At 40.0% G+C, this 12,737-nt stretch carries 14 protein-coding genes and 1 other annotated feature; of the genes, 12 read left to right on the top strand and 2 right to left on the bottom strand.

The window, feature by feature from the left end; translation table 11 throughout:
- The first annotated feature begins 550 nt into the window (after nt 1-550).
- The 9 genes from AWM68_RS07655 to AWM68_RS07695 all read left to right on the top strand — a co-directional run bounded on the left by AWM68_RS07655 (nt 551) and on the right by AWM68_RS07695 (nt 7,253).
- Nucleotides 551-1,279 (top strand): M23 family metallopeptidase, encoded by a 729-nt coding sequence (locus AWM68_RS07655; RefSeq protein WP_066239494.1) that lies wholly within the window; start codon nt 551-553, stop codon nt 1,277-1,279.
- Entirely contained in the window at nt 1,272-2,123 is an 852-nt protein-coding gene (locus tag AWM68_RS07660; protein ID WP_066239496.1) for a site-2 protease family protein, read from the top strand. Before AWM68_RS07655 ends, AWM68_RS07660 begins: the two co-directional genes overlap by 8 nt.
- A gap of 42 nt (nt 2,124-2,165) precedes the next feature.
- Nucleotides 2,166-3,638 (top strand): Rne/Rng family ribonuclease, encoded by a 1,473-nt coding sequence (locus AWM68_RS07665; RefSeq protein ID WP_066239498.1) that lies wholly within the window; start codon nt 2,166-2,168, stop codon nt 3,636-3,638.
- Nucleotides 3,639-3,684: 46 nt separating this feature from the next.
- Nucleotides 3,685-3,757: a sequence feature (ribosomal protein L21 leader region), on the top strand.
- Nucleotides 3,758-3,771: 14 nt separating this feature from the next.
- The gene (gene rplU, locus AWM68_RS07670) at nt 3,772-4,080 is read left to right on the top strand and encodes a 50S ribosomal protein L21 (RefSeq protein WP_066239500.1); all 309 of its coding nucleotides are present in this window, start codon (nt 3,772-3,774) and stop codon (nt 4,078-4,080) included.
- A gap of 5 nt (nt 4,081-4,085) precedes the next feature.
- Nucleotides 4,086-4,439 (top strand): ribosomal-processing cysteine protease Prp, encoded by a 354-nt coding sequence (locus tag AWM68_RS07675; protein WP_066239503.1) that lies wholly within the window; start codon nt 4,086-4,088, stop codon nt 4,437-4,439.
- Nucleotides 4,432-4,722, top strand: a complete 291-nt coding sequence (gene rpmA, locus AWM68_RS07680) for a 50S ribosomal protein L27 (RefSeq protein WP_066239506.1) — start codon at nt 4,432-4,434, stop codon at nt 4,720-4,722. The genes AWM68_RS07675 and rpmA overlap by 8 nt, the downstream gene beginning before the upstream one ends.
- Before the next feature lie 126 nt (nt 4,723-4,848).
- Nucleotides 4,849-5,385, top strand: coding sequence for a Spo0B domain-containing protein (locus AWM68_RS07685; protein ID WP_066239510.1), 537 nt, complete (start codon nt 4,849-4,851; stop codon nt 5,383-5,385).
- A 19-nt stretch (nt 5,386-5,404) separates the two neighbouring features.
- Nucleotides 5,405-6,691, top strand: coding sequence for a GTPase ObgE (obgE, locus tag AWM68_RS07690; RefSeq protein WP_066239512.1), 1,287 nt, complete (start codon nt 5,405-5,407; stop codon nt 6,689-6,691).
- 115 nt (nt 6,692-6,806) lie between these two features.
- Nucleotides 6,807-7,253, top strand: a complete 447-nt coding sequence (locus AWM68_RS07695; RefSeq protein WP_066239516.1) for an ACT domain-containing protein — start codon at nt 6,807-6,809, stop codon at nt 7,251-7,253.
- A gap of 191 nt (nt 7,254-7,444) precedes the next feature.
- Here AWM68_RS07695 and AWM68_RS07700 read toward each other — a convergent pair whose 3' ends face one another.
- Together AWM68_RS07700 and AWM68_RS07705 are read right to left on the bottom strand one after the other, a co-directional pair.
- Nucleotides 7,445-7,981 (bottom strand): transcription repressor NadR, encoded by a 537-nt coding sequence (locus tag AWM68_RS07700; RefSeq protein WP_419865575.1) that lies wholly within the window; start codon nt 7,979-7,981, stop codon nt 7,445-7,447.
- Nucleotides 7,972-9,123, bottom strand: coding sequence for an IscS subfamily cysteine desulfurase (locus tag AWM68_RS07705; protein ID WP_066239522.1), 1,152 nt, complete (start codon nt 9,121-9,123; stop codon nt 7,972-7,974). The genes AWM68_RS07700 and AWM68_RS07705 overlap by 10 nt, the downstream gene beginning before the upstream one ends.
- Nucleotides 9,124-9,219: 96 nt before the next feature.
- Between AWM68_RS07705 and nadB the strand changes: the two genes are divergently transcribed.
- The 3 genes from nadB to nadA are packed head-to-tail and all read left to right on the top strand — an operon-like array spanning nt 9,220 to nt 12,686.
- The gene (gene nadB / locus AWM68_RS07710; protein ID WP_066239526.1) at nt 9,220-10,800 is read left to right on the top strand and encodes an L-aspartate oxidase; all 1,581 of its coding nucleotides are present in this window, start codon (nt 9,220-9,222) and stop codon (nt 10,798-10,800) included.
- Nucleotides 10,754-11,614 (top strand): carboxylating nicotinate-nucleotide diphosphorylase, encoded by an 861-nt coding sequence (gene nadC, locus AWM68_RS07715; RefSeq protein ID WP_066239602.1) that lies wholly within the window; start codon nt 10,754-10,756, stop codon nt 11,612-11,614. Before nadB ends, nadC begins: the two co-directional genes overlap by 47 nt.
- Nucleotides 11,589-12,686, top strand: a complete 1,098-nt coding sequence (gene nadA / locus AWM68_RS07720) for a quinolinate synthase NadA (RefSeq protein WP_066239529.1) — start codon at nt 11,589-11,591, stop codon at nt 12,684-12,686. The genes nadC and nadA overlap by 26 nt, the downstream gene beginning before the upstream one ends.
- Nucleotides 12,687-12,737: the final 51 nt, after the last annotated feature.

A 12,737-nucleotide genomic window follows, 5' to 3' on the forward strand; every position in this document is an offset into this window, starting at 1 on the left:
TCTCACCTGCCCGCCTGTCCTAGCCGAGAGTCTCGCCTCTTGGGCTCCAATCACTAACCAAAGATGTTTTTATTAAGACTCTTTATCGCAAGCTATGTAGTAACGGTAAGTGGTTATTTGGGATTACAGAATATCTGCTAAACTGAGGTCCGTCTCACGCATAGTGTGCAAGAAGCATCTTTGCTAATTTCCAAGGGAACATCCTCTTTGTTTGCTTCCTTTTTAGAAGCTTGTAAGGTTGAGTCTAGTGTTGCTTTTGATTCTTTTTTATTCTCATCATTTGCGAGTTGATTGGATCGTAAGGTTGCGAGACTCCTACAGGACGAGCGGTCAGGTGGAGGCTCCTAATGTGCAAGGTGCAAGGAGGCTCACCGTTCGCCTCTGCGGAAATCAACTGCTAACAAGAGCACCAATGTATAAACGAAAACAGTTTTTCTAAAAAGATGCTGTTCCTCTTTTAAAAACAACAAAACCACCAAAACCATTTTACTCATATCTCTTCCGGACAAGTCATAGGATGTACATATATGATAAAAATGGAGGCACGGTTATGAAAAATAGAGCAGATGAAATCCGAAAAAAGTACGGGAATATTTCTAAGAACGGCAGTTCAAAAGAAAATGGTCCAGGAATGATTTCCAGGGAAGAACAAGAGAAATCTCATCCTCTATTTAACCGTCACGCCATGCTGATGCAGATCATGTTTTCCATCATCTTATTTTTAATAGTAGGGATTATCTTTAAAAATTCTGGAGAACACACGGCTAAAGCACAAAACTTTATCAAACATGTTTATCAAGATGAATTTCAGTTTGCAGCTGCGAAAGATTGGTATGAAGATAAATTCGGAAAGCCATTAGCATTATTGCCTAAAGACAAACTGCAAAAGGAACAAAAAACTGAAGAAGTGAGTGAAGTATTTGCGGTTCCTGCTAATGGAAAAGTATTTGAGACATTTAGTACGAATGGCAAAGGAATCGTCATCGAAACAGGAAAAGAAGAAGATGTTGAAACAGCAAAAGATGGCTATGTTGTATTTGCTGGAAAAAAGGATGACCTTGGGCTTACCGTTATCATTCAGCACTCGGATGAGCAAGAATCTTGGTATGGAAATCTTAAGGAGATCGATAAGTCTATAAAGCTTTATAATTATGTAGACAGTGGTACACGCCTCGGTAAAGTTTCAGAAAACGAGGACGGGAAATCAGGAAAATTTTATTTTGCGATTAAAAAAGACAAGAGTTTTATTGATCCGAGCAAGGTGATTGATATTGATTAAATTAATAATGGAATTTATACGGAAAATAAAGATTAATCCCTTCTTTTGGATTGTTATCTTTGGAGCCGTGTATACGGGACACTTCAGGGAAATTATCATCTGGTTTTTCGTTGTTCTTATTCATGAGATGGGTCACTATGCTGGGGCCCATCTTTTTAAATGGAGAATTTCAAGAATTGATCTTCTTCCTTTTGGAGGGGCAGCTGTTGTGGAAGAGCACGGTACAAGACCTTTTCACGAAGAAATATGGGTGGCCGTTCTTGGTCCTTTGCAGCATGTTTGGTTAATCGGCGTAGCATATTCTTTAAGGCAAGGAGAGATTATTTCTGCTGATGACTTTTATTGGTTCTTTCTTTTAAACGGAACATTGTTCATTTTTAATCTACTGCCAATATGGCCATTGGATGGAGGAAAAGTGGCCTTTGCCCTTTTCACGAAATGGATTCCTTTTAAAGAAGCACAACGCATGTTTTTATTAGTATCTGGAGGCTTATTGATCATCGGGAGCGCTTGGCAGTTATCTATACAGCCAACACATTTAAATTTATGGGTGATATGCTTATTCTTAGGATTAGCTCATGTCCTCGAATGGAGAAGCAGACATTATGTTTTTATGCGATTCTTATTAAGCAGGGTGCAGCAAACTTCAACAAGCACCACACGAACGATCATTGTTCCGCCTACATGGTCTCTTTCAAAAGTTACACATCATCTTATGAAAGGGGTTACACATCATATCGTCATAAAGAATCTCAAACCCATTAAGATAAAAGAAGCAGAGCTCTTAGAAGCTTATTTTCATAAACATCCTCCTGAATGTGCAATTGGAAAAGTTTTTCGTTAAAATAATAGGAAGATGCAAAAACAGGGAGATGTGAGTTAAAAGATGCAGCGAGTGGTAATTAATGCAACAGGAATGGAAAAACGTACTGCACTTCTAGATCACGACAAACTTATAGAGTGTGCGATCCATAGGCCGACTGAAAAGCCGTTAACAGGTAACATATATAAAGGTAAAGTTCAAAAAGTATTGCCAGGCATGCAGGCGGTGTTTGTAGACATTGGAACAAACAAGAATGGTTTTCTCCATAAAGATGACCTTCCTGCTTACCAACAGCTATCGGATGATGATAAGAAAAAGACATCTATATCAAATCTGATAAGAGAAGGAGAGTCCATCCTTGTCCAAGTATCAAAAGAAGAGACTGGTGATAAAGGAGCAAAGTTAACAGCTCTTATCTCTTTTACCGGTCACCTTCTTGTATATTTCCCGTTCACCCCACACGTTGGAATATCAAAAAAAATAAAAGAATCTAAGCGAAATGCACTTCAAACATGGGGTAGTTCAATGTTATCAGATGCGGAAGGGTTAATCATTCGAACAGAATGTGAGGACTTTCCTGAGCAGGAGATGAATCGTGAGCTTGCAAGCTTAAGGAGACAATTTAAAGAGGCTGAAATAAAGTCAGCAGGTAAAAAAGCCCCTGCTTCAATTGTTCAGCCTCCTTTTTTCTATCCTATATTAGAAAGATGGTTAAACACAAAAGTAGAAGAGATCGTTGTGGATGATTATGATACGTATAACCATGTGAAAGAATATGCCGCTTCTTATCGTAATCCTTATTCTGTAAAGTTGTACAATAAAAAAGAACCTCTTTTTCGCAAGTTTGGAATTGAAGTAGATATTGAAAAAACACTTTCTCCGCTTGTTTGGTTAAAAAATGGATCTTCTCTGTACTTTAATGTGACTGAAGCATTAACGGCAATTGATGTGAATACGGGAAAATTCACAGGAAAAAAAGACCGTTCTAAAACAGTTGTTGAGACGAACTTAATCGCTTCTAAAGAAATAATGAAACAGCTCCGCCTGCGCAATATAGCTGGGATGATTGTGATCGATTTTATTACCATGCAATCGAATGAAGACAAAGAGCAAATTATGAAAGCAATGCGTGAGGAAGTAAGAAACGATTCCTCTACAATGGTGTTGCATGGCTTCACAAAAATGGGATTGTTTGAAATGACTCGAAAAAAAGAACGTCCATCATTGCTCGAAACACTCGCGGAAAAGCAAAGCCATCTTATGGATGGTTATATACTCCGTGCAGAAACACTGTATTATAAGATGGAGCGGTTAGTTCAGGAATATGCTTTTGAAGATGCTGAAGCGCTATGGATGGAAGTACCTCATCACTTTTCAGAATGGCTGAAAAAAAATCCAGACAAACAGAAAGCGATTGAGGAACAAACAGGACTCATTTTGTTTATTTCGGCAGGTGCTTCAAACCGTGAAATGATCGTGAGGCAATCAGGAAAAGAATATGAAGTGAAAAGCAGAGTGTTAAAAGATTCAGATTGACACAAGGGTGCCAAACATGGTATCCTTTTTTCGTTAGTGTTTGGAGCACCCGCTCCAACCGCACAGACTAGGTTTTAAGTATTTTAAATACGCCTAGGATGGCGAGTCTGAGTATAAGAGGAGGTGCACGTTGATGTACGCAATTATTCAAACTGGTGGTAAGCAAGTTCGAGTTGAAGAAGGTCAAGCAATCTATGTTGAAAAACTAGATGTTGAAGCTGGTGAAACAGTAACTTTCGAAGATGTATTGATGGTCGGTGGCGACAGCTTTAAAGTAGGAGCTCCTTTAGTTGAAGGTGCTACAGTTACGGCAAAAGTTGAAAAGCATGGCCGTGGCGAAAAAATCGTTGTCTACAAGTTTAAGGCGAAGAAAAACTATCGTCGTAAGCAAGGACACCGTCAACCATACACAAAAGTTGTGATTGACAAGATTAACGGGTAATTTCCATGATTAAAGTTTCTATATACAGAAACCGCAATCAAAACATACTTTCGTTTACGATGGATGGACATGCAGACTTTGCTCCACACGGCCAAGATCTGGTGTGTGCAGCTGCAACAGCCGTGTCGTTCGGTACAATTAATGCTATAGAAAAGCTTTGCGGCTTTGAGCCGGAAGTGACCACTCATGAAGATGGTGGATTTCTAAAGTGTAAAGTACCGGATAATCTTGATGATTCTACCTATCAAAAAACGCAATGGCTTTTGGAAGGCATGATTGTATCTCTTGCTTCGATTGAAGAAGGATACAGCGAGTATATAAAATTGACTGAACATGAAGGAGGTGCAACGAATGCTTAAATTAAACCTTCAATACTTTGCCTCTAAAAAAGGGGTAGGTAGCACAAAGAATGGTCGTGACTCACAGTCTAAGCGTCTAGGCGCTAAGCGTGCTGACGGACAATTCGTTTCTGGTGGTTCAATTCTTTACCGTCAACGTGGTACTAAGATCTATCCTGGTACAAACGTAGGTAAAGGCGGAGATGACACACTATTTGCTAAGGTAGACGGAGTTGTTCGTTTCGAACGTTATGGCCGTGACCGCAAAAAGGTAAGTGTTTACCCAATCGCGCAAGAAGCGTAAGAGGGAGATGAAAACTCTAACCAGATTGGTTAGAGTTTTTTCTTTGCTTTTGTTGAATTAAGTACTGCGCTAAATTTGTTGGTGTAAGGTATAGCCATATTAAAAGGAAAGGCTAGGAGTGCGATAATGTCAAACAAATGGACAACTGTCGATCTTTTGCGCCACGCCAGGCATGACTGGCTAAACCAGCTACAGCTTATTAAAGCAAACCTATCACTTGACCGCACAGAGCGGGCAAAAGAGATTATGAATGAAGTTATTGAACTATCCCGGGAAGAATCAAGAATCTCTAACCTGAAAACCCCGAATTTATCGGAGTACTTATTAACATATAATTGGTTGAAACATCCGGTCAAATTGTATGGAAAAGTAAATGGGGAAAGCGGGGATTTCAGCTTATTTGAAGACGAATTGTTACATACAACAAAAGAAGTGTGCGATGTGTTGAACAATTCTATTTCGGGTTATGATGAATACTCACTTACTGTTACATTTCATCCTGCAGCTCTTCGGGTTTCTTACGCCTTTCAAGGGGCATTGGCAGACGAAGAGAGTACGTTTGAAAACATGAAGAATATTTTTTCAACACATAAAAGCACGTTACTCATCGAAAGCTATAACCAGGAAAATAAGTGTTATTTTGAAATTCAGTTAACTTCTTAAAAGGAAGGAGGAGAATTAAATGTTTGTCGATCAGGTCAAAATTTATTTAAAAGCAGGTGACGGCGGAAACGGAATGGTGGCATTCCGCCGTGAAAAATATGTTCCAGATGGTGGTCCTGCTGGTGGTGATGGAGGAAAAGGAGCTAACGTGATCTTCGAAGTAGAAGAAGGATTGCGAACGCTGATGGATTTTCGCTACAACCGTCACTTTAAAGCTCCACGGGGCGAACACGGTATGTCTAAGGGCATGCATGGAAAAAAAGCGAATGATATGATCGTTAAAGTTCCTCCTGGGACTGTTGTGACAGATGCGAATACAGGTGAAACGATTGCTGACCTTGTTCATCATCAGCAGCAAGCCATTATTGCGAAAGGCGGTCGGGGAGGACGCGGAAACACTCGTTTCGCAACTCCTGCGAACCCCGCTCCTGAAATCGCGGAAAATGGTGAGCCAGGTGAAGAACGTGAAGTTACACTTGAATTAAAAGTGTTAGCGGATGTTGGCTTAGTTGGTTTCCCTAGTGTAGGAAAATCAACGTTCTTATCGATCGTATCAGCAGCTAAGCCGAAAATTGCTGAATATCATTTTACAACAATTACTCCGAACTTAGGAGTAGTTGCAGTAGAAGATGGCCGAAGCTTTGTTATGGCTGACTTGCCTGGATTGATTGAAGGGGCTCATGAAGGTGTTGGACTAGGACACCAGTTCTTAAGACATATCGAAAGAACGCGTGTAATTCTTCACGTTATTGATATGTCAGGTATGGAAGGCCGAGATCCTTACGATGATTTTGTGAAAATCAATGAAGAGCTTAATCAGTACAACATGCGATTGATGGAACGTCCGCAAATTGTTCTTGCTAACAAGATGGACATTCCGGGTGCAGAAGAAAACCTTGAAGCGTTCAAAGAAAAAGTTGGTGAAGAAGTTCAAGTATTCCCAATATCAGCGATTTCCCGACAAGGAATTCGTGAAGTATTGTTTACGACAGCTGATATTCTAGAAGTGACGCCTGAATTCCCGCTAATACATGATGATGGTGTGGAGCAGCAAAGGGTTCTTTATAAGCACGAAAAAGAGGAAGCAGGTTTCTATATTACTCGTGACCCTGCAGGAACATTTGTTATTAATGGTCCAAAGATTGAAAAGCTGTTTAAGATGACAGACTTTTCTCGTGAAGAAGCGACGAAACGTTTTGCGCGTCAGATGCGTACTCTTGGTGTTGACCAGGCGTTGCGTGATCGTGGAGCAGAGCACGGTGATGTCGTTCGTATCTTGAAATATGAATTCGAATTTATCGATTAATGCAAAGGCAGCCTGTTTTCAGGCTGTCTTTTTATGTACAGATGTCCACCTGGGATAGACATTTTCTTATTTTTTATTTATAATAAGGGGTAGATTAAAGTCGGAGGAAAGTTAAATGAAAAATGATCAGCAATATTATATGGTTAGAGAAGATGTTCTTTCAGAATCCATGCAAAAAGCTTTGGAAGCTAAATCTCTCTTAGATAGAGGAAAAGTAAAGACGGTGGCAGAAGCTGCTGAAAAAGTGGGCTTGAGCAGAAGCGCGTTTTACAAATACCGTGATGGAATCTTTCCGTTTCATACAATGGTAAAAGAGAAAATTATTACGCTTTCTATTCATCTTGAAGACCGATCCGGTGCACTGTCGAGCCTTTTAACAGTAGTTGCCTCTCAAGGATGCAACGTATTGACGATCAATCAGACGATTCCTTTACAAGGAAGAGCGCATATAACATTAACGATCGAAACGAACATGCTGCAAGGTGATCTGAAGGATTTGTTAAGTACTCTTAATAGAATGGAAACTGTTGAAAGAGTAGAAGTAGTAGGAACAGGAGCATAAGGTAACCCCCTAGCAAAGTAGGCTAGGGGGTGTTTTTATGGATTAATTCATGGGATTTGTGCTCGTACAGCGGCTGATAAGCACGGTGGACGAACGCCATCCGAAAAATACGAGCGCCATCCGAGAAATACGAACAGTTAAATATAGACTTCCAAAGCAACAAAGTTTTCGCAAACAGCCTCTAAAAAACCCTACAATAAAAACCCTTTCTCCTCTAACGCATCACAAACTTTATCTAACTTTTCCTGCGAGTCTGATGAGAGTGTATGCATATGAATACCTTCTGTTAGTTCGCTTAGAAGGGTAGCATTTGTATCTTTAAGACGCTTAATTAAATCCTCTACATCTTTACGGGTAGACAGTTTAAGTGAAGCTTTTATATCTCCATATACAGGGTGTTCAACGGTTACATCTTCAATGGTTACACCGTAATCGACGATAGTATGAAGTTCGTCGATTGTTTCTTCTGGCTGATGGTTTGCAGCAATCACGCATGTGAAAGAGTTTTTATTATCAGACTTTACATAAACATAACCTTGTGCCGTTGCCATGATCGGCTCGCCGCTCGCTTTTAGCAGTGACATGTCCCCAACGATAACTTGTCTGCTGACGTTTGTTTTGGCAGCTAGTAATGAACCACTTAGGGGCTCTTCGGCTTCTAACAACCACGATATAAGCTGCGACCTTCTTTCATCACCTTTTAATTTATCAAGTTTGCTCATATGGATAATACCTCACTGACCGATTTAAATTTGTTTGTAATCTCATTAAGAGCTTTTCCTAGCCTAGCGATATCTTCATTTGTCGTTAGATGGCTAATAGAAATTCGCACGAGACCATGGGCTTCACTGCCAGTTCTCCCTATTGCAAGCAGAGCTCTAGAGGGTTCTTGCTGACCATTTTTGCAGGCAGATCCAGTTGAAACAGCGATTTTTTTTCTAGTAAGTTCCTGCATGACAATTTGACCTTCCAATCCGATTATTCTAATTGGAAAAATAAAAGGGGAGCAGTCAGTCTTTCCTTCAAAAATAATAGCTTTATTTTTCAGTATAAGCGATAAAAACTGTTTTCGCATATCTTCAGCATGCTGAAAATGGACAGATTGCTTTCTTATGTGTTCATCTGCGGCAGTAACAAAAGCTACGATGGATGGCAAATCAACCGTTCCAGGTCTGAAGCCACGCTCATGAGTTACGTCAGAAAGAAGAGGTTTTATATAAACGGATGGTGAGATATAAACGGCTCCAGTTCCCTTAGGTCCATGAATTTTATGAGCAGAGACGGTAAAAGAATCTATGGAAGCTGAACTAAAATGGTCAACGCTGTATTTACCGAATGACTGAACACAATCACTGTGGAACAAGATCTCTTTATCGGCTAAGAAGTTTCCTATTTGCTTGATATCTTGAATCATTCCTGTCTCACTGTTTACATGCTGAATAGTTGCAAGTATGGTATCTTTCCGGATCACTGTTTGCAACTGCTCTAAAGAAATTTTTCCGTTATGGTTTACAGGAATTCTTGATACTTCAAATCCGTTTTTCTCTAAATAGGTAAGAACGTATTCAACTGAAGGGTGTTCTATATTTGAAGTGATAATGTGTCGTCCTTTTTTCTGAGCTCCAAACGCTAACGATGTAATGGCAAGAAAATTACCGTCGGAACCTCCGCCAGTAAAATAGATTCCTTCTCCTTCTCTTCCCAATAAAGTGGCTAACGATATTCTTGCGTGTTCTAATAAATCCTTTGCGTTTAAACCGCCATCATGGAGACTTTCCGTATTGTGAAAGTAAACTTTTGATGTATGAATAAATGCTTCAAGAGCTGTTTCTGATATGGGAGTTGTTGCAGCGTAATCGAGATATATCAAGGTTTTCACCTCTGTTTAAATAAAATAGTTGTATCTAGTTTAAATCTATGTAAATATAGGTGTCAAGACACGTGTAAAGTTGAGGTGTTTTGTTGAATGACTCATATTGATGCAGATGTATTAATTGTCGGCGGAGGAATTGCTGGGTTGATAGCTGCTGAATATTTAAGTTCGTATAAGAATGTGATAGTTATCACAAAGTTTTCTGCTGAGAAATCCAATTCCTTTTTAGCACAAGGCGGAATCTCAGCAGCTATTGATAAAGAAGACTCCTGGGTGGAGCATCTTCTCGACACCATGAAAGCGGGTCATCTTCATAATGATCAAGAAATGGTAAAGCACCTTGTTCAGGAAGGAACACAAGTTATCCAAACTCTAGAAGGGTGGGGGGTACGGTTTGACAGAAAAGACGACGGTTCTTTTATGCTTGGTAAAGAGGGTGGTCATCATCGCAATCGAGTTGTTCATGCAGGTGGAGACCAGACAGGCAAAAAGGTGATGGAAGCTCTAATACGGCGAATAAAGGATAAAGTCAGGGTGATTTCCCATCAATACGCCGTGGACTTAATCATTCAGAACAACAGATGTACAGGAGTATATTGCAAGAATGAAGAAGGGGATTCGACCTTCATACATGCAAAAGATACGATTTTAGCTGGCGGTGGATATGCTGGAATCTATGACACTACTTCAAACACTTTTGGATCAGATGGAAGCGTTTTATGTATGGCATACCGAGCGGGTGTTGAACTATCTGATTTGGAATTTGTTCAATTCCATCCAACATTACTTTATGGAAGTGATACCGTCGGGTTGATTACAGAAGCGGTAAGAGGCCAAGGTGGGATCCTTGTTAATTCTAAAGGTATTCCTTTTATGGAAGGTTTTCATCCCCTTAAAGATTTGGCGCCAAGAGATATCGTTTCAAGAAGGATATTTCAAGAGATTCATCATCATGGTGAAAGAGTTTATCTTGATATTAAAGGAATTACTGGTTTTGAAGATAAATTTCCTGGTGTAATCGCGTTATGTAATAAAGCAGGGGTTTCATTAAAAGAAGGTTTAATTCCTGTATCACCTGGAGCTCATTTTACGATGGGCGGCATTATTACTGATCACACAGGAAAAACATCTATGGCAGGATTATATGCGATAGGTGAATGTGCAAATACGGGAGTGCACGGAGCTAATCGACTGGCTAGCAACTCGCTCTTGGAAGGAGCAGTTTTTGCTAAGGCAGCAGCACACAGTGTCCTTAGTTCAGACAATAGTAAGATGAGTTTAATTTCCTTTCCGGATTCAGAAACGTCGCCTAAGAACTTTGCCCTAGTAGAGGAACTGCTTAGAGAAGAGCAAGTTCGATCCATTATGGATCAACATGCCGGAATTTGCAGGCACCAAGATGGATTAGCAAAAGCGGCAGAGATGCTGCAGTTAACAACATGGAAACCGCAGCTGATCAATGAGCCATTATCCGTGATTAAAAGGTTAAACATACAAACGATGGCTTGGCTAACCTTGACGAGCGCTTTAAAGCGTGAAGAAAGCAGGGGCAGTCATTATCGAAACGACTATCCCTTTCCACAAACGGAGTGGGAGCAAAAAAAGATTATAAGGAGTTTATGGCATGATGAATCCATTATTGCTAAAAAAGCAGCTGCAAGAGTTTTTAATTGAAGATATTGGTTCAGGAGACTTGTCAGCTTCACTTTTTGAAGGAGACACAGAAGTTACAGCAACGATTATTGCGAAGGAACAAGGTGTATTTGCTGGAGGGCCGATCCTTTCAACAGGTTATGAACTGATTGATACCACTGTTCAAACAAACATTTATGTAAGTGATGGACAGTGGTGTGAAGCTGGTACTCAACTTGCGGAAATTACCGGGAAAAGACAAAGTGTTTTATCGGGAGAAAGAGTCCTTCTAAACCTGCTCCAGCGTCTCTCAGGCATCGCTACGGTCACAGAAAAAGCTGTTTCAAATTGCAAAGGTGTAACACGTATTTGTGATACAAGAAAAACGACACCTGGACTAAGGATGCTTGAAAAATATGCAGTTAGATGTGGAGGAGGCTTTAACCATCGATTCGGACTATACGACACTGTGATGTTGAAGGAAAACCACCTTGCAGGATTTCAATCTATTCAAGAAGCAGTTGAAAGAGCAAGACAAAAATTCGGACACACGGTAAAAATTGAAGTAGAAACTGAGACGGAAGAACAAGTGATTGCAGCAGTTTCGGCTGGGGCAGATATCATTATGTTCGATAACTGTACCCCAGATGAAATCGTACAAAGGATGAAGCATGTACCTCCAGGCATAATTACAGAAGCATCCGGGGGCATTACACTTGACATGATCCCAGCGTATAGCCGAACAGGAGTTCAATATATTTCGTTAGGCTATTTAACTCATTCCTATAAAGCACTAGATATTAGCATGAACGTTAAAGGAGTTATTAAGCATGAATATACTCAAAACCTTTCCTAAGAATAAATCATTGCCAGCTCATTATTCTGAATTAACATCTGCAGAAATGGAACTAAGGATTAAGGAAATAAGAAAGCAGCTAGGGAATAAGCTATTTCTTCCTGCACATCATTATCAAAAAGATGAAGTCGTACAATTTGCAGATGTTACAGGAGATTCTCTTCAGCTAGCTAAAATTTCCGCTCAAAACAAAGAGGCTGATTTTATCGTTTTCTGTGGTGTGCATTTTATGGCTGAAACAGCTGATATGCTGAGCAGCATAAATCAGACTGTCATACTTCCTGATTTAAAAGCTGGATGTTCGATGGCCGACATGGCGGATATTCATCAAACAGAAAGAGCATGGAAAGAATTGAATAAGATATTTGGTGATACCATGCTTCCGCTGACTTATGTGAATTCAACGGCTGATATAAAAGCATTTTGCGGTAAGAATGGAGGAGCAACAGTTACTTCTTCAAACGCTAAAGAGATGGTAAGATGGGCGTTTGAGCAGAAAGAAAGACTGCTTTTCTTACCTGATCAGCATCTAGGTAGAAATACGGCATATGATTTGGGGATCTCGCTTGAAGATATGGCGATTTGGGACCCGATTAAAGATGAATTAGTGTTCGACGGATCTGACATCGAGCGCATTAAAGTGATTCTTTGGAAAGGCCACTGTTCTGTTCACGAGAAATTTACAGTCAATCAAATTGAAGACTTTAGACAAAATCATTCTGATTATAAAATCATCGTCCATCCAGAGTGTACGCATGAAGTGGTAAGAGCAAGCGATCTTAACGGATCAACACATTACATCATTGAAACGATTAAAAACGCCGAACCAGGAACAAAATGGGCAGTCGGTACAGAGATGAACTTAGTTAATCGCCTAGCTCAACAGTTTCCAGACAAAAAGATCGTTTCATTAAACCCTAATCTTTGTCCATGCTTAACGATGAATCGCATTGACCTGCCACACTTGCTATGGTCTTTAGAAAATATTATAGAAGGTAACCCTGAGAATATAATTTCAGTAGATGATGAGACAAAAAGATATGCGGTAATGGCTTTAAACCGAATGATGTAGCCCTAACTCTCCCCTGTCATATCCTTCTTTTATCAGGCATAAATTGATAAA

The sequence above is a fragment of the Fictibacillus phosphorivorans genome (assembly GCF_001619875.1).
GTDB lineage: Bacteria > Bacillota > Bacilli > Bacillales > Fictibacillaceae > Fictibacillus > Fictibacillus phosphorivorans_B.

Coding starts and splice junctions, on each gene's coding strand:
- AWM68_RS07655 (WP_066239494.1), top strand. CDS start 551: ATGAAAAATAGAGCAGATGAAATCCGAAAAAAGTACGGGAATATTTCT.
- AWM68_RS07665 (WP_066239498.1), top strand. CDS start 2,166: ATGCAGCGAGTGGTAATTAATGCAACAGGAATGGAAAAACGTACTGCA.
- rplU (WP_066239500.1), top strand. CDS start 3,772: ATGTACGCAATTATTCAAACTGGTGGTAAGCAAGTTCGAGTTGAAGAA.
- AWM68_RS07675 (WP_066239503.1), top strand. CDS start 4,086: ATGATTAAAGTTTCTATATACAGAAACCGCAATCAAAACATACTTTCG.
- rpmA (WP_066239506.1), top strand. CDS start 4,432: ATGCTTAAATTAAACCTTCAATACTTTGCCTCTAAAAAAGGGGTAGGT.
- AWM68_RS07685 (WP_066239510.1), top strand. CDS start 4,849: ATGTCAAACAAATGGACAACTGTCGATCTTTTGCGCCACGCCAGGCAT.
- obgE (WP_066239512.1), top strand. CDS start 5,405: ATGTTTGTCGATCAGGTCAAAATTTATTTAAAAGCAGGTGACGGCGGA.
- AWM68_RS07695 (WP_066239516.1), top strand. CDS start 6,807: ATGAAAAATGATCAGCAATATTATATGGTTAGAGAAGATGTTCTTTCA.
- nadB (WP_066239526.1), top strand. CDS start 9,220: ATGACTCATATTGATGCAGATGTATTAATTGTCGGCGGAGGAATTGCT.
- nadC (WP_066239602.1), top strand. CDS start 10,754: ATGAATCCATTATTGCTAAAAAAGCAGCTGCAAGAGTTTTTAATTGAA.
- nadA (WP_066239529.1), top strand. CDS start 11,589: ATGAATATACTCAAAACCTTTCCTAAGAATAAATCATTGCCAGCTCAT.